General features: G+C 60.1%; 15 protein-coding genes. 4 read left to right on the forward strand and 11 right to left on the reverse strand.

The features are described from left to right. The 4 genes from fdhF (at window position 1) to ACTJKV_RS16310 (ending at window position 5,878) form a co-directional block, all read left to right on the forward strand. Entirely contained in the window at window positions 1–2,883 is a 2,883-nt protein-coding gene (gene fdhF / locus ACTJKV_RS16295; protein WP_440599086.1) for a formate dehydrogenase subunit alpha, read from the forward strand. Window positions 2,884–2,892: 9 nt separating this feature from the next. Further along, entirely contained in the window at window positions 2,893–3,717 is an 825-nt protein-coding gene (gene fdhD, locus ACTJKV_RS16300; RefSeq protein WP_113261073.1) for a formate dehydrogenase accessory sulfurtransferase FdhD, read from the forward strand. Next, the gene (locus ACTJKV_RS16305) at window positions 3,707–4,051 is read left to right on the forward strand and encodes a formate dehydrogenase subunit delta (protein ID WP_062441549.1); all 345 of its coding nucleotides are present in this window, start codon (window positions 3,707–3,709) and stop codon (window positions 4,049–4,051) included. Before fdhD ends, ACTJKV_RS16305 begins: the two co-directional genes overlap by 11 nt. A 174-nt stretch (window positions 4,052–4,225) precedes the next feature. Next, window positions 4,226–5,878 carry an OFA family MFS transporter gene (locus tag ACTJKV_RS16310; RefSeq protein WP_440599087.1) on the forward strand — a complete coding sequence of 551 codons (1,653 nt, stop codon included), beginning with the start codon at window positions 4,226–4,228 and terminating at the stop codon, window positions 5,876–5,878. A gap of 74 nt (window positions 5,879–5,952) precedes the next feature. Here the strand turns inward: ACTJKV_RS16310 and ACTJKV_RS16315 are convergent, their stop codons facing one another. The 11 genes from ACTJKV_RS16315 to argS all read right to left on the reverse strand — a co-directional run bounded on the left by ACTJKV_RS16315 (window position 5,953) and on the right by argS (window position 18,679). After that, complete coding sequence (locus tag ACTJKV_RS16315) at window positions 5,953–6,606, reverse strand: protein-L-isoaspartate(D-aspartate) O-methyltransferase (RefSeq protein WP_062424265.1); 654 nt, start codon at window positions 6,604–6,606, stop codon at window positions 5,953–5,955. Beyond that, window positions 6,603–7,379 (reverse strand): 5'/3'-nucleotidase SurE, encoded by a 777-nt coding sequence (gene surE / locus ACTJKV_RS16320; RefSeq protein ID WP_313558402.1) that lies wholly within the window; start codon window positions 7,377–7,379, stop codon window positions 6,603–6,605. The genes ACTJKV_RS16315 and surE overlap by 4 nt, the downstream gene beginning before the upstream one ends. Before the next feature lie 138 nt (window positions 7,380–7,517). Further along, complete coding sequence (serS, locus tag ACTJKV_RS16325) at window positions 7,518–8,801, reverse strand: serine--tRNA ligase (RefSeq protein ID WP_274101347.1); 1,284 nt, start codon at window positions 8,799–8,801, stop codon at window positions 7,518–7,520. 95 nt (window positions 8,802–8,896) lie between these two features. Continuing rightward, window positions 8,897–9,709, reverse strand: a complete 813-nt coding sequence (gene tatC, locus ACTJKV_RS16330) for a twin-arginine translocase subunit TatC (protein WP_062424262.1) — start codon at window positions 9,707–9,709, stop codon at window positions 8,897–8,899. Then, window positions 9,706–10,539: a Sec-independent protein translocase protein TatB gene (tatB, locus tag ACTJKV_RS16335; RefSeq protein ID WP_440599088.1), complete on the reverse strand. Its 834-nt coding sequence runs from the start codon at window positions 10,537–10,539 to the stop codon at window positions 9,706–9,708. The genes tatC and tatB overlap by 4 nt, the downstream gene beginning before the upstream one ends. An 89-nt stretch (window positions 10,540–10,628) precedes the next feature. Continuing rightward, window positions 10,629–10,841, reverse strand: a complete 213-nt coding sequence (locus ACTJKV_RS16340) for a twin-arginine translocase TatA/TatE family subunit (protein WP_113261070.1) — start codon at window positions 10,839–10,841, stop codon at window positions 10,629–10,631. 159 nt (window positions 10,842–11,000) lie between these two features. After that, on the reverse strand, window positions 11,001–11,714 hold the full coding sequence (scpB, locus tag ACTJKV_RS16345; RefSeq protein ID WP_274101836.1) for an SMC-Scp complex subunit ScpB: 714 nt from the start codon (window positions 11,712–11,714) through the stop codon (window positions 11,001–11,003). 7 nt (window positions 11,715–11,721) lie between these two features. Beyond that, window positions 11,722–12,567, reverse strand: a complete 846-nt coding sequence (locus ACTJKV_RS16350; RefSeq protein ID WP_274101351.1) for a segregation and condensation protein A — start codon at window positions 12,565–12,567, stop codon at window positions 11,722–11,724. 47 nt (window positions 12,568–12,614) lie between these two features. Next, window positions 12,615–13,631, reverse strand: a complete 1,017-nt coding sequence (gene nagZ / locus ACTJKV_RS16355; protein WP_274101353.1) for a beta-N-acetylhexosaminidase — start codon at window positions 13,629–13,631, stop codon at window positions 12,615–12,617. A gap of 99 nt (window positions 13,632–13,730) precedes the next feature. Further along, window positions 13,731–16,853, reverse strand: coding sequence for an SPOR domain-containing protein (locus ACTJKV_RS16360; protein ID WP_274101355.1), 3,123 nt, complete (start codon window positions 16,851–16,853; stop codon window positions 13,731–13,733). Between the two features lie 68 nt (window positions 16,854–16,921). Then, window positions 16,922–18,679 (reverse strand): arginine--tRNA ligase, encoded by a 1,758-nt coding sequence (gene argS / locus ACTJKV_RS16365; RefSeq protein WP_274101356.1) that lies wholly within the window; start codon window positions 18,677–18,679, stop codon window positions 16,922–16,924. Window positions 18,680–18,733 lie beyond the last annotated feature (54 nt).

The following is an 18,733-nucleotide window of genomic DNA, read 5'->3' on the forward strand; positions in this document are numbered from 1 at the left end:
ATGACCCTTGTTCACGAAATCGATTACGGCACTCCGGCCTCCAAATCCACGGACGTGGTGACGCTGACCATCGATGGTCGCGAAATTACTGTGCCTGCCGGCACTTCCATCATGCGCGCCTCCATGGAAGCGGGTATCCAGGTTCCGAAACTCTGCGCCACCGATATGGTCGACGCATTCGGCTCCTGCCGCCTCTGTCTGGTGGAGGTGGAGGGTCGAAACGGCACCCCCGCCTCCTGCACCACGCCGGTTGCCCCAGGCCTTGTCGTCCACACACAAACGGAACGGTTGAAGCAGATCCGCAAGGGGGTGATGGAACTCTACATCTCCGACCACCCGCTCGACTGTCTGACCTGTGCGGCCAATGGCGATTGCGAGTTGCAGGACATGGCAGGTGCGGTTGGCCTGCGTGATGTGCGCTATGGCTATGAGGGCGACAACCACGTCAAGGCGCGCTCGACTGATGGCGGCATCAACGCGCAGTGGATGCCGAAGGACGAGTCGAACCCCTACTTCACCTACGATCCGTCAAAGTGCATCGTCTGCTCACGCTGCGTCCGCGCCTGCGAAGACGTACAGGGAACCTTCGCGCTGACCATCGAAGGGCGCGGCTTCGACAGCCGCGTGTCGCCCGGTGCGCATGAAGCCTTCCTCGATTCCGAATGCGTCTCCTGTGGCGCCTGTGTTCAGGCCTGTCCGACGGCGACACTGACGGAAAAATCCGTGATCGCCATTGGTCAGCCAGAACATTCACTGGTCACCACCTGCGCCTATTGTGGCGTGGGCTGCTCCTTCAAGGCGGAAATGCGCGGCGAAGAGCTGGTCCGTATGGTGCCGTGGAAGGATGGACAGGCAAATCGTGGCCATTCCTGCGTCAAGGGCCGCTTTGCCTATGGCTATGCCAGCCACAAGGACCGCATCCTCAATCCGATGGTCCGCGAAAAAATCACCGATCCCTGGCGCGAGGTGACGTGGGAAGAGGCATACTCCCATGTGGCGTCCGAATTCCGTCGCATCCAGAACCAGTACGGGAAGGACTCGATTGGCGGCATCACCTCCTCGCGCTGCACCAATGAAGAGACCTATCTGGTGCAGAAGCTGATCCGCGCTGGCTTCGGCAACAACAATGTCGATACCTGCGCCCGCGTCTGCCATTCGCCAACCGGCTATGGCCTCGGCCAGGCCTTCGGCACATCTGCCGGCACGCAGAACTTCGATAGTGTCGAACAGTCTGACGTCGTGCTTGTCATTGGCGCGAACCCCACGGACGGCCACCCGGTCTTCGGCTCCCGGCTGAAGAAGCGGCTGCGCCAGGGCGCCAAGCTGATCGTCATCGATCCGCGCCGCATCGACCTTGTGCGCACGCCGCATGTGGAGGCTGCCTTCCATCTGCCGCTCAAGCCCGGCACGAACGTTGCGGTGCTGACCGCACTTGCCCACGTCATCGTCACCGAAGGTCTCTTCAACGAAGCCTTCATTCGCGAACGTTGCGATTGGTCCGAATTCGAGGACTGGGCGGCCTTCGTGTCCGAAGACGAGCATAGCCCGGAAGAAACGGAAAAGTTCACCAACGTTCCGGCAGCAGAGCTTCGCGGTGCTGCGCGTCTTTATGCCCGCGGCGGCAATGGCGCCATCTATTACGGTCTTGGCGTCACCGAACACAGTCAGGGCTCGACGACCGTCATGGCAATTGCCAATCTGGCCATGGCGACCGGCAATATCGGTCGTCCGGGCGTTGGCGTGAACCCGCTGCGTGGTCAAAACAACGTCCAGGGCTCCTGCGACATGGGCTCTTTCCCCCACGAACTGCCGGGCTATCGTCACATCTCGGACGACGCCACGCGCGAGACTTTCGAGAAGCTATGGGGCGTGACGCTCAACAATGAGCCGGGCTTGCGCATCCCCAACATGCTGGATGCCGCTGTCGAAGGGTCGTTCAAGGGCATCTACATTCAGGGTGAGGACATTCTGCAGTCCGATCCTGACACCAAGCATGTGTCTGCAGGACTCGCTGCCATGGAATGTGTCGTGGTGCACGACCTCTTCCTCAACGAGACGGCAAACTACGCCCATGTCTTCCTGCCGGGATCGACGTTCCTCGAAAAGGACGGCACCTTCACCAATGCCGAACGCCGCATCAATCGCGTGCGCAAGGTGATGAGCCCGAAAAATGGCTATGCTGATTGGGAGGTAACGCAGAAGCTCGCCCAGGCGATGGGGCTAGATTGGAACTACACCCATCCATCCGAGATCATGGACGAGATCGCAGCAACAACGCCAAGCTTTGCCAGTGTTTCCTACGACTATCTGGAGAAGCACGGCTCGGTCCAATGGCCTTGCAACGAGAAATTCCCGCTCGGCTCACCCATCATGCATGTCGACGGCTTCGTCCGCGGCAAGGGCAAGTTCATTCGCACCGAATATGTGGCGACCGACGAGCGCACGGGCCCTCGCTTCCCATTGCTGCTGACGACAGGTCGTATCCTGTCGCAGTACAATGTTGGCGCGCAGACGCGACGGACGGAAAACGTCGTCTGGCACGAGGAGGACCGGCTGGAAATTCATCCTCACGACGCCGAGCAGCGGGGCATCAAGGAAGGTGACTGGATCAAGCTCGCCAGCCGCTCAGGCGACACGACGCTTCGGGCGCTGATCACCGACCGTGTTGCGCCGGGCGTCGTCTATACGACCTTCCACCATCCAGACACGCAGGCCAATGTCATCACCACGGATTTCTCCGACTGGGCGACCAACTGTCCGGAATACAAGGTAACGGCGGTTCAGGTCTCGCCGTCCAACGGTCCGACGGAGTGGCAGGAAGATTATGAGGAATTCTCCCGCCAGTCGCGCCGAATCGTGGCGAAACTCGACGCGGCGGAATAGGATCGGAGAATGCAGCAGAAACCGAGCCGAACGATCGACGAATGGCGCTTCCGACAGGGGCGAATGGAGGCGGGCCACCGCATCGTCCCGGAGGAAGTACCGGTCGCCTTCTCCTATGGAGGCTCCACCCATGCGGTGATGATGGCAACGCCGACAGACCTCATCGACTTCGCCTATGGTTTTTCGCTGGCGGAGGAAATCGTGACGTCGGCGGAGGATATCCTCGAGGTCGATCTGGTTGAAGCGGGTCGCGGGATCGACGTGCAGATTACGCTGAAGGATACGACAGCCGACGCGCTGGTGGCGCGCCGCCGGCGCATGGCAGGACCGGTTGGCTGTGGTCTCTGCGGTATCGAGTCGATCGAGCAGGCAACCCGCAAGGTCGCAACGGTCAAAGATCCGGCGGCCCGCCTCATGCCGAGGCAGATCAGCGAAGCCATTCGCCTGCTTGGCGATGGGCAAAACCTCAATCGCGAAACACGTGCGGTACACGGCGCGGGTTTCTACAGGCCAGAGAACGGCATCGTCGCGGTGCGAGAAGATGTCGGGCGGCACAATGCTCTGGACAAGCTCTCCGGTGCGATCCTTCGCTCCGGACGTCCGGCAGCCGATGGCATCGTGGTCGTCACCAGCCGTCTCTCCGTCGAAATGGTGCAGAAAACGGCCCTTCTCGGATGCCCGGTCCTCGTTGCGATTTCGGCGCCGACCGCACTCGCCATCGAGACGGCAGAAGAGGCCGGTATCAGCCTGATCGGTATCGCCCGTGGTGATGAGTTTGAAGTGTTTACCAGACCCGACCGTCTGGCTTCCGGGGAGAACAGTCATGTCGCTTAGCCACACAGATGAGAAGCTGATCCGCATGGCAAACCAGATCGCCACATTCTTCACATCACAGCCGCAGGACGTGCAGGTGGATGGGGTGGCCACGCACATCAACAAGTTCTGGGAGCCGCGCATGCGGCGGCGCTTCTTCGAAATGATCGACAATGGCGCAGACGGCTTCCTGCCGCTCGTCGTGACGGCATCGGCAAAAATCAAGCGGCCGGGAGACCCAACCACGCAGGCGGTCGGCCTGGGGGAAGACGCAGCAAAGGGTGCGCCGGGAGGCAAAGGTCCGATTGCTGGAGAATCTCTGTCGGAACCCAGCGTTCCTTCCGGCGCGGCGTGAAGGTGGACCGAAAGCGCACGGTATTTGCGCACGCCAATATGAGGTCGAAACCTACATCCTGGAAGACGGGTCTCTGATCAGCCCGGCTTCCCCTTTTTCATCGATGCCCGCTCATCACGTATGAGCGAGAGCATTTGACGTTGTCCTGACATTCCAAAGAGGGAGGTATTGTCGATGGCAGTTGCAGACGTAAGCGGAGGAGGCATGGCGGGGACCGGTCTTCTTGATCGAGAGCGAATTATCGCCAAACCCGGTTTCAACCGGTGGCTGGTTCCGCCAGCCGCACTGGCAATCCATCTGTGCATCGGCATGGCCTATGGCTTCAGCGTGTTCTGGCTGCCTTTGTCGCGAGCCCTTCCGGCCACCGATCCGAGCTGCTCAAGCCTGACGCTCGTCGGCGCTCTCTTCACCACCGCCTGCAATTGGCGCGTGGCGGACCTTGGATGGATCTACACGCTCTTCTTCGTTCTGCTCGGCTGCTCGGCGGCCATCTGGGGCGGCTGGCTGGAGCGGGTCGGCCCGCGCAAAGCCGGCTTCGTCTCCGCCTGCTGCTGGTGCGGCGGTATTCTCGTTGCAGCGCTCGGCGTTATGACCCATCAGTTGTGGCTGATGTGGCTTGGTGCTGGCGTGATTGGCGGCGTGGGTCTTGGTCTTGGTTACATCTCTCCCGTCTCGACCCTGATCAAGTGGTTCCCGGACCGGCGCGGCATGGCAACCGGCATGGCCATCATGGGTTTTGGTGGCGGCGCAATGATCGGCGCTCCACTTGCCAACCTGCTGATGGGCTATTTTAAGACCGATACGACGGTCGGCGTGTGGCAGACCTTCGTCGTGATGGCGTTGATCTATTTCGTCTTCATGATGGCAGGTGCTTTCGGCTACCGCATACCACCGGCTGGCTGGCGCCCCGAAGGCTGGACGCCGCCGGCTGCCAAAAGCGCGATGATCACGACGCGTCATGTGCATCTGCGTGATGCTCACAAGACCAAGCAGTTCTGGTTGATCTGGGCAGTTCTCTGCCTTAACGTCTCCGCCGGTATCGGCGTCATCGGCATGGCCTCGCCCATGCTGCAGGAAATCTTCGCTGGCTCCTTGATCGGTCAGCCAGGCGTTGCCTTTGCCGATCTTGATGCCGCGCAGAAGGCACAGATTGCGGCAATCGCCGCAGGCTTCACCGGGCTTCTGTCGCTCTTCAACATTGGTGGTCGTTTCTTCTGGGCTTCTATGTCCGATAAGATCGGCAGAAAGAACACCTACTTCTGCTTCTTCATCCTCGGCATCATCCTCTATGCGCTGGCACCCACGCTTGCTCTGATGGGCTCCAAGGCTCTCTTCGTCCTCGCCTTCGGCATTATCCTGTCGATGTATGGCGGCGGTTTCGCCACCATTCCAGCCTATCTGGCAGACATCTTCGGCACGCAATTCGTTGGTGCCATCCACGGTCGCCTGCTGACCGCCTGGGCAACGGCCGGCATCGTCGGTCCGGTCGTGGTCAACTATATCCGTGAGGCGCAGATCGCCGCCGGTGTAGCGCCGGGGCCGGCCCTCTATACCAGCACCATGTATATTCTTGCCGGTATGCTGGCGCTTGGCCTCATCGCAAACGCATTCGTCAAGCCGCTCTCCGACAAGTGGTTCATGTCGGATGAGGAAGTCGCCTCGCTCCAGGCCAAGACCGCAGCCGCAAATGCCGGCCCGACCGGTTCCTTCGGCATCGGCAAGGGCGGTTTCGACGGCAAGGCAGCTCTCGCCTGGGCCGCTGTTGGCCTCCCGCTTCTGTGGGGCGTATGGGTGACGCTGAAGAGCAGCTTTGCGCTCTTCGGGTAAGTTGCCGACGGATCTCAAAGACCACTAAGAGCTGGCGAAAGTCGGCTCTTTTTTTGCCAGTTTGCCCCGGCGTTCTACAGGTAGGTCGCGATATGGGATTCGATCGGCAAATAAGGCGTCTCGAACAACTCCTCGCGCTCGAAACGGCTGCCAGTCTTGGAGAAACGGGTCATCACGCAGCGACCGTCTTCTAGAATGATCGGTGCAATCATCATGCCGCCAGACACGATCTGCTCGGTGAAAAAGCGTGGCATGGCAGAAAAGGCAGCAGTGGAGACGATACGGTCGAATGTGCCCTCGCCGACAAGGCCGTTGGAGCCGTCGGCCTGACGGATCACAACGTTACGAATGCTGAGATCATCCATCCGGTTCTGTGCCGCTTGAACCAGCGTCTTGTAGCGCTCAACCGAGAGCACGCGCTCCACTCTGCGCCCAAGCACCGCCGTCATGAAGCCGCTGCCGGTGCCGATTTCAAGCACGCGCTGGCCGGGCTTGACCTGAAGCCGGGAGATGATCTTGACCGCCATATCGGCACCTTCCATGAAGGCTCCGCAGTCGATCGGGATGGTGCGGCTGGAATAAGCATCCGCCGCAAGCGGTGCCGGGACGAAGAGAGAGCGGGGCGTCTGCTCGACAGCGGTAAGGAGATCGAGATCGGAAATGCCTTCGGCCCGCAGCCTCAGGACGAGAGCGGCAAAGCCTTCTTTCTCCACCATGGGGGATTTCAATCGTTCACTCCGAATCCAAGTGCCTTGGCGATCCGATCCTTGACTGTGTAGTCGGTAAGGTCAAGCTTGAGAGGTGTTACGGAAATCTTGTTGTTCTTGACGGCATGGATATCTGTGCCCTCCATGAAGTTTCCGAGCCGCTCCCCGAAGCGCAGCCAGTAGTAAGGAAGGCCGCGGCCGTCCTGGCGCTGCTCTACCGTCAGCCCAAAATCGAGCTTGCCTTGCCCCGTGACGCTCACGCCCTGCACGTCTTTCGGTGGGCAATTCGGAAAGTTGAGATTGAGGAATGTGCCATCCGGTAAATCGATCTCGCTCAGCTTGCGGATGAGATCTGGCGCATAGGTTTCGGCGACCTCCCATGGAACGATCCGCTCGGCATTACCCGTATAGGCATAGGCCTGGCTAAGCGCGAAGGAACGCACACCTTGCAGCGTACCTTCGATAGCGCCGGCAATCGTACCCGAATAGGTCACATCATCGGCCATGTTGGCGCCGGAATTGACGCCGGAGAGAACGAGATCGGGCTTGCCGGGCAGAACTTCACGAATGCCCATGATCACGCAGTCTGTCGGCGTGCCGCGAAGCGCATAGTGCTTGTCGGAAATCTTGCGCAGGCGAAGCGGCTCGGAAAGCGTCAGGGAATGTGCAAGACCGCTCTGGTCGGTTTCCGGCGCGACGATCCAGACATCGTCCGAGAGCGTGCGGGCAATGCGCTCAAGCGCTGCCAGCCCCTCGGCATGGATGCCATCATCGTTGGTCAGCAAAATCCGCATGGTCGTCTCCCTCATCGGTTCGTTCTACAGCACACAGCGCCCGTCTCCGCTCAACCAAATGTCTTGCTGGACAGACGCTCTCCTCCGGGCAGAGATGAAGTACTCCTGCGCCGTCGACGCAGGAGTCTATATCGAAGCTCAGGCTGCCTTCTCGATCCGAGTCAAGCCACCCATGTAAGGCAACAACACGTCCGGAATGGTCACAGAGCCGTCGTCGTTAAGATAGTTTTCCAGAACCGCGATCAGGCAACGCCCGACGGCCGTGCCCGAACCGTTCAGCGTATGAACGAACTTCGTAGCCTTGTCGCCCTTACCGCGATAGCGCGCATCCATGCGCCGTGCCTGGAAGTCACCACAGACGGAGCAGGACGAGATTTCGCGATAGGTGTTCTGGCCTGGAAGCCAGACTTCGAGGTCATAGGTCTTGCGCGCGCCAAAGCCCATGTCGCCGGTGCACAGCGTCATGGTGCGGAAATGCAGGCCAAGACGCTTCAGCACCTCTTCAGCACAGGCCGTCATGCGCTCATGCTCGGCGATCGAGCTTTCCGCATCGGTAATCGAGACGAGTTCGCACTTCCAGAACTGGTGCTGGCGCAACATGCCGCGCGTATCGCGACCCGCAGAGCCCGCTTCCGAACGGAACGATGGGGTGAGCGCCGTGAAACGAAGCGGCAATTTCTCCTGATCGAGGATTTCGCCAGCGACCAGATTTGTCAACGTCACTTCAGCGGTCGGGATCAGGTATCGTCCATCCGTCGTCTTGAAGAGGTCTTCTTCGAACTTCGGAAGATTGCCCGTTCCATACAGCGTTTCGGCGCGTACCATCAGCGGCGACGACACTTCCGTATAGCCATGCTCGCTTGTATGTAGATCGATCATGAACTGACCAAGCGCACGCTCCAGTCTAGCAATCTGGCTCGTGAGAACCGTGAAGCGCGAGCCGGAAAGCTTTGCCGCACGGTCGAAATCCATGTAGCCAAGCGCTTCGCCGATCTCGAAATGCTCCTTGGCTTCGTGGTTCCAGCCGGGTTTCTGGCCGACGACGCGGGTCACGACGTTGTCGTTCTCATCCTTGCCGACCGGCACATCGTCCAGCGGGATATTGGGGATGCGCGACAGGGCATCGTTCAACTGGCTGGTAACCTGACGGTCCTCGTCTTCCAGCTTCGGCATGCTGTCCTTGATGTCGGCAACTTCTGCCTTCAGCTTCTCCACAAGCTCAGCATTCTTCTGCGCCATCGCCGCACCGATTTCCTTGGAGGCGGTGTTGCGGCGGGATTGCATATCCTGCAACGTCTGGATAACGGAGCGGCGCTTCTCGTCGAGCGCAATCAGGCTCGCGGACTGAGGTTCGGCTCCGCGCTTTGCCAGCGCCGCATCGAAAGCTTCAGGGTTGTCGCGTATCCATTTAATATCGTGCATCGTGGTTCCAGACCGTGGTTTTACGTCTTTGCTTGTTGAAAAACAAAACGCCGGGACAAATGACCCGGCGTCTGAAGAAAGAACTCAAGAAGCCGTCACGCCTCTTCGGGACCGTCAAGCTCCCGGCCAGCGTTTTCGGCAGCGCGTTTCTTCTCCACGAGTCGAGCCATATAGATGGAAACCTCGTAGAGAAGGATCGCTGGCAAGGCAAGACCGATCTGGGACATCGGATCGGGTGGCGTCAGAACGGCGGCCACGACGAAGGCAGCGACGATCGCGAATTTGCGCTTCTCTCTCAGCCAGTCGCTGGTCAGCAATCCGACACGCGCCAGAAGCGTGGTGACGACCGGCAGCTGGAACACGAGACCGAAGGACAGAACCAGCGTCATGATGAGGCTGAGATACTCAGAAACCTTCGGCATCAGTGAAATTGCGACCTCGCCGTCTTCCGGCAGCTGCTGCATGGCGAGGAAGAACCACATGACCATGGGCGTGAAGAAAAAGTAGACCAGCGCGCCACCAAGCAGAAACAGCAGGGGCGATGCGATCAGGAACGGCAGGAAGGCAGCGCGCTCGTTCTTGTAGAGACCGGGCGCGACAAACTTGTAAAGCTGCGACGCCACCACCGGGAAGGAAATCACCATGGCGCCGAACATGGCAACCTTGATCTGAGTGAAGAAGAATTCCTGGGGGGCCGTATAGATCAGCGAGGACTTGGCGACGTCCAGCCCTGCCCAGATCACCGCCCATTTGTAGGGGATGACGAGGAGGTTGAACAGGTGCTTGGCCATGGCGAAGCAGGCCAGAAAGGCCACGAAAAATGCCCCCAGCGACCAGATCAGCCGCGTGCGCAATTCCATGAGGTGTTCGATAAGCGGCTGCGGCTTATCCTCGATATCCTCACTCATACTTCATCCTTCTTGGCCTTGGCCGTTCTTGCTTTCTTGGCTGGCTCGGCAGCCATGGTGGCGTCGGGCTTGGTGCGCGCCGCCTTCGGCTTTGGCGCGGTAGCGAATGCGACCTTTTTATCCGCAGCCTTTGCTGACGTCTGTTTCGCAGCTTTGGCCGCAACGTCCGTCAGCGCAGGAGAAATTGCGGGCTCCGCCTGCATTTCAGCGATGGAAGAGACCTTCGGCTTCTTCGCATCGGCCTTGGCCGAAATCGTGCGCGGCGCGCGTTTCGGCTTCGCAGCGACCGCCTCGGCTTCGACTTCCTGCGTGGTTTTCGCGGCAGCCTTGCGGCTCCGCTTCGGCTTCTCGGCAACCGGATCTACGACCGGCGTTGCTTGCGCAACAACGGGCGCTGGAGCCATCGGTGCGGCGGCGATCGGCGCAGGCGTCAAAGCAGGCGGCGGGACGTCGGGCAACGTCATCTCCGGACCGGACAGGGTGACATCCGGGGCATCGACCGGGGCGCTGGTTGCCGGTCCAGAAGGCGTTGCCGCCTTCTGCAGATCGGAGCGGATGTCATTACCGAGCTGACGCAAAGGGTTCATCGCATCGCGCAGGGAATTTGTCGGGTTTAGATTGCGGACATCGGCGATCGTCTGGCGCACGTCGTCCATGTCGGCCTCTTTCATGGCCTCATCGAACTGCGCGCGAAAATCACCCGCCATCTTGCGGAAGCCGGCCATCGTCTTGCCGAAGGCGCGGATCATGGGCGGCAAGTCTTTCGGGCCAACAACCACGATCAGGACGATCGCAATCACCAGCAGCTCGCTCCAGCCGATATCAAACATCAAAAAGCTCCCGACACGCGCAACAACGCGCCATGATCCTCAAGTCCCGACGACCAGGGCAAAGACGTGACCGTCCTACCCCGGATCAATTACTTGATCTCGTCAGCCTTGTGATCGACCGTCTTGGCATTGACATTGGTGTCGGCAGGCGGTGGCGTGGTATCGTCATCAGCCATGCCCTTCTTGAAGCTCTTGATGCCCTTTGCGACATCCCCCATCAATTCGGGAATCTTGCCCCGGCCGAACAGAACCAGCACGATCACCAGAACGATCAGCCAGTGCCAAACACTAAAAGAACCCATAACGCAAACTCCCTGAATTTTGCTTTGAAACGATGTAAGCCGTTTGAATGGCTTTTTCAAACAACAAAATGGCTATTCAACAAAGTAAGCCAGCGAGAAATGCTGTGATGCAGCAGCATATCGACACATCTACGTGATCGCCCCGCAGCCGCAACAAAATCAATCGTCTACGTCGCCACCGCGGGGGGCAAGCAGCCCCAGTTCTTCGAGATCGAGCTGCGTGATCGGGTCCTCGTCCTCGGTCAATTCGTCACTCATCGACGGCACGGGAATGCCGAAATTCGGCGGAATGCGGCCGGACAGCAGCCCCGCTCCCTTCAGTTCATCGAGGCCCGGCAAGTCGCGCAACTCCTCAAGGCCGAAGTGATCCAGAAACTCCACCGTCGTTCCCATGGTCACCGGACGTCCAGGGGTGCGGCGGCGTCCTCGAAAGCGCACCCACCCCGCCTCCATCAGCACATCCAAAGTCCCGCGCGAGGTCTGAACACCGCGTATATCCTCGATCTCGGCGCGCGTGACGGGCTGATGATAGGCGATGATCGCCAATACTTCGAGTGCGGCACGCGAAAGCTTCTTCGGTTCCTTTTCATCGACATGGATGACGAAGGAAAGATCGCCCGCCGTGCGGAAGGCCCAGTTGCCGCCGACCTGCACGAGATTGACGCCACGTGTTGCGTAGACCTGCTTCAGCCGGTTCATCAAAAGCGGCACATCGACACCGCGCGGGATGCGCTCAGCGATGAAGGCTTCCGACACGGGCTGCGCTGAGGCGAAGACCAGGGCTTCAGCAATGCGCTCCGCCTCTCTTTCAAGACGCTCCGCAACCGTGCCGCCGCCGATCTCTGCACCCTCGTCAGAAACGCCGCCGTCCATATCCACATCATTCGACATCATCGGCCCTTTCAGAACGTTCCCGCGCTCTACCAGAGCCTTTACGCATGAAGATCGGTTGAAACGCTCCATCCTGCCGAATCTCCAGCGATCCTTCCCGCACCAGTTCCAGCGACGCTGCAAAGGCACTGGCTATGGCCGTCGCGCGCATCGAGGGATCGGGAACATATTGCAGGAGATACCGGTCAAGCTCCGTCCATTCGCCGATTTCACCGAGCATAGAGGTCAGCAACTCACGCGCTTCCACCAGAGACCAGACCTGGCGTTTCTCGATTGTCACCTGCGTGATCGCCTGGCGCTGGCGAAGCATCGCATAGGCGCTCAGCAGGTCGTAAAGGCTCGCCTCGAATGCGGAACGACTGCGATGGGGAATATGCTCCGGCGCACCACGGGCGAAGATATCGCGGCCGAGTTGATTGCGGTTCACCAGCCTCTCGGCGGCGTCGCGCATGGCTTCCAGACGCTTGAGGCGGAAGGCCAGCGTCGCCGCCATTTCCTCGCCCGTTGGGCCTTCATCCTTGCTCTGTTGCGGGATCAGCAGCTTGGATTTGAGAAAGGCGAGCCAGGCCGCCATGACCAGGTAATCGGCAGCAAGTTCGATGCGGACCCGGCGCGCGGTTTCGACGAATTGTAGATATTGCTCCGCCAGCGCCAAAACGGAAATGCGGGAGAGATCGACCTTCTGAACGCGAGCCAGGTGCAGCAACAGATCGAGCGGGCCCTCAAAGCCCGCCACATCGATCATCAATGCTGCCTCGCCTGTCGCACGCTCTGGCGTCACATCCTGCCAGAGCTTGTCCATCGGCGTGCCGCCGCGCGATTTCTCTGCTGCCATCGTCTCGTCTGTCGGGCCTTTCGCTGGCGCTCTGCCCGCTCAGCGGATCAGGCAACCGCCAGCATGGCGTTGAATTCGTCTCTCAAGCTTGCCTCATCGGCATCGTCTGCAGCGGGGAAACCCGCTTCGACGGCCTTGGCGCGTTCCAGTGACCGGCCTCTGAGAGGGGGAACTTCCTTCACGACCTGAAGCATTTCACTCATCACGCCGTTGCAATGCAAGACTATATCGCAACCGCCCGCAACAATATTGGCAGCGCGCTCGCCAAGCGTCCCCTTCAATGCGTTCATCGAACTATCATCCGACATCAGCAGTCCGTCAAAACCGATGCGTCCGCGAATGATCTCCTCGATCACCTTGCGGGACGTCGTGGCGGGGCGCTCGGGATCAATGGCATTGAAAACCAGATGCGCGCTCATGCCCATCAGTTCCTTGTTCAAGGCACGGAACGGGACGAAGTCATGCGCATCGAGATCATCCAGCGGCACGTCCACCACCGGTAGTTCATGATGCGAATCCACCATGCCGCGTCCATGGCCTGGAATGTGCTTCATCACCGGCAGCATCCCGCCGGCCTTCAGACCGTCAGCAGCCGCCTGCCCCATGTCCGAGACCATCTTCGGATCGAAGCCGTAAGCGCGGTTGCCGATGACATTGCTCGCGCCTTCCACCGGAACATCGAGAACGGGCAGGCAATCCACATTGATGCCAAAGCGCATGAGATCGAAGGCGTGCAGGCGAGACATCAGCCAGGCGGCGCGCAGACCCTGCTCACGATCGCGCAGATAGATCGCGCCCAAGGCCTGGGCGTTCGGGTAGGACTGAAGGATCGGCGGGCGAATGCGTTGGACCCTCCCACCTTCCTGATCGATCAGGACCGGCGCGTCCGGGCGACCGACCGCCTCACGCATGGAGGCCACCAGATCGGTAATCTGCTGCGCGTCACCGATATTACGACCGAAGAGAATGAAACCCCAAGGCTGCTCCGCCTTGTAGAGGGCGATCTCCTCCTGTGTCAGCGTCAAGCCGCTGCAGCCAAGGATCATAGCTTTCGATTCAGTCATGGTATGGGTCCTGTCGATGAGGGCACGTGCAATCGATATCAGTTACGAAAAAAGCCGGGACGGCGTGACCATCCCGGCTTTTGGATTTGAGTTTCGCGATCAGCGGGCGACGAGGCAGCTGCCGCCAGCAGAGCGGAAGCGTTCGCACAATGCCGCCGCTTCGTTCTTGTCACCAGCGGGGATGCGAACACGGTAGAACGTGCCCTTGCCGGCAATTTCGGCAGCCTTGATGTCTACACCACGTCCACCGATGACAGAGCCGAACTTCGCCGACATGTTCTGATAGGACTTCTGCGCTTCTGCCTGGCTCGGCAGAGATGCGATCTGGATGTAATAGCCACCCGAAGACGGCGTGCTGGTTGCCGCTGCAGGAGCAGCGGACGCCGTCTGCTGAGCAGGCTGGGCCGGTGCCGCAGGACGGACGTTACCCTGATTGGTTACGGTGGCAACCACGTTTGCGGGCTGGCTGGACGGACGGGCCGCTGGAAGCGGTGCAGCCGTTTGGGTCTGGGCCGGCTGAGCCGCGGCAGGTGCCGGACGAGCCGAGGTCTGCGCTGCCTGGGCAGGCTGCTCAGGCGTCACGGGCACACGAGAGGTGGCGAGTACCGATGGTGCCTTTTCCGTGGTTGCCGGAGCCGCCAGTTCTTCGACCTTATCCTGCTGTGGTGTTTCAGCCGCAGGTGCCGGCACTTCCTGTGCAACAAGCGTACCGTCCGGCTTGACGATCATGGTGCGCACCTTGCGGGGCGAAACATTCACGCCGGACTGACCGTTATGGTCTGCGGTCTGGGTGTTCTCGCCACGGGAGAGCAGACGCGGATCTTCCGTTTCGCCAACCGGTGTGGACGTACCGTCCTGCATCTGGTCGGCTTCGTCTTCCATCGGAAGCTGCTCAGGAATGAGCGTGCGCTGCACGACATCCACAGGCTCTTCATTGGTCGAGATCAGCGATGGCTGCTTGGGGTCAGACGGTGCGGCACCGGCAACGCGATCATAAACCGCCTTGTCCTGGTTCGGTACGACGCGACCACCCGGATTTTCCGGCACAACCTTCGTTGGCTCACTATCGGCGGAGATAATCACCGGCGCGCCGTTCGAACCCATGTGGGAGGAACCGCCACCAATCAGCGCGTAGGTGCCGCCACCGACGAGAAGGAGACCGACAGCCGCTGCCATTGGGACGAACCAACGACGGGCACCGCCTTCGCGCTCATCCTCGGCATAACGAACCTGCTGCTCTGGAGCGGCATCTTCGCGTGTCTGCGACCCGAGGCGGCCTTCTGCCGCCTCCTGCATGCTGCGGCGGAAGTCCTGCTCCAGCGCACGCTCGAACTCGTCTACCTCTTCCTGTGTCGGCTGAGGCTGTGCCTGACGCGGCGCTCCATTCTTGTGACGATCAAGACCACCGGAAGCAGGCGAGGCAAACAGCGAGGCAAGCTCGGTGTCGAGATCGAGATCTTCTTCCTGACGGCGCGGAACCGGCTTCGGCTCGAAAACGCCAACGGGCAATTCCGGAACGTCCAACTCGGTGATGGTTTCAGGCGCATCCTCGGTCTCACCGATCTGGCTCGGATCGAAAGGCAGGCTTTCCAGCGACGCGACAGGTGCAACTGGTTGCTGCGCTGCAGGACGACGTTCCTCGTAGCGCGCACGCTCAACGACCGGCTGAGGCTGCGAGCGGGAAGCGACAGGTGCAGCGGCGACAATCGGTGCCGCAGCTGGCTTCGGCTGCATGACTGGCGCCGACTTTGGGGCAGGCGCAGGTTGGGCGGCAGGCGCAGCCGGGGCGACGGGTGCAGGTGCCACTTCGATATTGGCGATCTCGGACAAATCGATGTCAAAATCGATATCCTCAAGCGCAAGCTCGAAATCAGAGTCGTTGAAAGCGTCGAAGTCATCGGCAGCAGAAGGGGCTGCGATGGGAGCCGGTGCTTCAGCGCGAGGCGCTGGCGCGACCGGTGCAGAGATACGCTGGGCTGGAGCGACAGGGGCAGCAGCGACCGGCGCAGGCGCGGCAGGTGCCGAGACAACCGGTTGCGGTGCGACTGGCTTTGGTGCCGCAACAGGCGTTTCGAAAACAGGCTCTGCGCGGACGGGTGCAGGCGCTGGCTTGACGGCCTGGGCTTTGATCACCGGCTCGACGGCTGGCAAGATCGGGGCAGCCGTGACGACCGGCTCCATTCTGGCAACAGGCGCAGCAGCATCGACGCTCTTGTTGCTGATCTCGTAGCGTGCAACGTCATAGATCAGCTCGTCCATGGCGGACATCTTCTGACCTGCGAGCACATCGGCGGTCAATTCATCGGCGACAGACGCGCGTGGTTCAACGGCTGGGATCGCCGCTGGAGCAGGCTGCGGCTGAGCCTTCGGAGCGACAGGCGTCGCCCGGGTCGTGCCGAAATTGGCAAGCGGCAACCGCAGGCTGGAGAAATCGAGCGAGGACTTGCGCAGCGATGGCGCGGTCGGCTGGAGAGAGGGCACGTCATCGGCGACCGACATTTCCAGTTCGCTGGCGAGATCGATCGCCGTCTCTCCGGACGTCTCCGCCATGCGCTCCCAATCCGGCTCCTGAACAGGGGCTGGCTGGTACTGCGTGGCTGGCTGCGGCGCAGCGACCGGCTGCTGCATCTGGACCGGCTGTTCGTAAGCGCGGGGCTCAGGTGAAAGAGCAGCAGGGACCGGAGCTTCTACGACGGCCTCGGGTGCAGCGGCATAGTCCGGTTCAAGGGGTTCTGGTGCTTGGTCGCGATGATTGACATCAAACACAGCGGCCACCGAGTGGGGGTCGTCGCTGAAATCGTCTCTCAGATCGGAACGGGGTGCTGGTGCAGCGTGCTCTGCGACCAGATAGTCTTCATGGCCCGCAGGGACTTGTGGCGCAACCGGCTCGAGCTCAGGCTCGCGGCGGGAGAACACCGATTCAACCCGCTGCATGAACTCGTTGACCGGAACAGGCGCGCGCACATCGTTGGCGGGATCCAGCGCGATGGGCTCGTGGCGCGGCGCGTCATAGACGGCGAACTCGCGAAGCAGCTCATCCTCGAGGTTGAATTCCGGCTCCCGGCGCGTGGCAGGCGGCGCAGCGTTCTGCGCAGCCAGGGGAGCGACATGGGGAGGACGATCCTCTTGCGCGACGAGTTGCGCCAATTGAGCCAGGGGATCGTTGTCAGCGAATTCCTGCGACCGAGTGTCTCGGTTATACGCGACATTTTTTTCGACCATTACGTGTTCCACCATCTACGCATCACAGCACTTGCCAGCGTATTGTGAGCAAATAATGGTGAGGGATGTCATCGCATCTCGTCAGGCGCATCCGCTCCCAAAAGCGTCAATCCGGACTTCAGCACATTTGCGACAGCACTCACCAGCCCTAGTCTGGCAACGCTCAATTCTCGGTTTTTATCGTTAACAAAACGTAATTCCGGCTGATCTTTACCTTTGTTCCAGTGTCCGTGGAAGGAACTGGCCAGATCGTAGAGGTAAAATGCCAAGCGATGCGGCTCATGATTCTGTGCCGCAGACTCGATCAGACGCGGATATTCCGCCAGCTTTGCGATCAACTGCAACTCATTGACATCGTTAATCAAAACCGATCCGGAAGAAAGAGCGGAAACCTCCAGATCCAGCCCCGGAAACGCCTCGTTCGCCTGCCGGAAAACCGACTTGCAACGGGCATGAGCATATTGCACATAAAATACCGGATTGTCTTTAGATTGCTCGGTCACCTTGGCAAAATCGAAGTCCAGGGGCTCCGAATTCTTCCGGTAGAGCATCATGAATCGCACCGGATCGCGTCCGACTTCGTCGACGACGTCCCGCAATGTAACGAAATCGCCGGAGCGTTTCGACATCTTGACGGGCTCGCCATCACGGAAAAGTTTGACGAGCTGGCAGAGCAGAACGGTGAGCTTCGACTTGCCTTCGGAAACGGCGCGCGCAACCGCCTCCAGACGCTTGACGTAACCGCCGTGGTCGGCACCGAGCACATAAATCATCTCGGAGAAGCCACGATCGTACTTGTCCTTGAAGTAGGCGACGTCGGCTGCAAAGTAAGTGTAGGTGCCGTCTGACTTCATCAGCGGGCGATCCATATCATCACCCACCTCCGTCGAGCGGAAGAGCGTCTGTTCGCGGTCTTCCCAATCTTCCGAAACCTCGCCCTTCGGCGGCGGCAGCGTGCCCTTATAGACATGACCCTTGAAGGTCAGGTCGTTGATGGCAGAAAGAATCGGGCCGGCATTGCCAGCATGAAGAGTCCGCTCGGAATAGAACACATCGTGCTTGACGTTCAATGCCGCGAGATCCTCACGGATCATCGCCATCATCGCATCGATTGCCTTGTCCTTAACAATCGGCAGCCACTGTTCTTCCGGCATCGTCCGAAGCTTGATGCCGTACTCATCCGCCAGTGCCTTTCCAACGGGAACGAGATAGTCGCCCGGGTAAAGACCGGGCGGAATCGTGCCGACATCTTCACCGAGTGCTTCGCGGTAACGCAGGAACACCGACTTCGCCAGCACATCGATCTGCGAGCCAGCATCGTTGATGTAGTACTCCTTGGTCACGTCATAGCCGGCAAAGGAGAGCACGTTCGCCAGCGTATCGCCGACGACAGCGCCGCGGCAGTGACCGACATGCATCGGACCTGTCGGATTGGCGGACACATATTCGACGTTGATCTTCTTACCCGTTCCTACCTTGGACCGGCCAAAATCCAGACCTTGCGAAATCATGCCGGCCAGGAGCCGCTGCCAGTAACCGACCGATACGCGAATGTTGATGAAACCGGGACCGGCAACATTGACGCTATCGACATCGGCATCCTGCTCAAGGGCCGGAACGATCAGTTCAGCCAGCGCGCGCGGATTGGTGCCGAGTGGCTTTGCCAGCACCATGGCCGCGTTGGTCGCGACATCGCCATGGCTTGGATCGCGTGGCGATTCCACGGTGACACGGCCAAAATCGACAGCATCGCGATGGGCTTTGACGAGATCGATCGTCTCGAGAGCTTTTTTGATTCGTGCGTCAAAATCGGCAAAAAGGTTCATGATCATCTACCTGCGCGAAGGGCTTTCATTCATCGGGTATCGGCTTCGCAGTTG

It is taken from the genome of Agrobacterium sp. 22117 (assembly GCF_052045735.1).
Lineage (GTDB): Bacteria > Pseudomonadota > Alphaproteobacteria > Rhizobiales > Rhizobiaceae > Agrobacterium > Agrobacterium cavarae.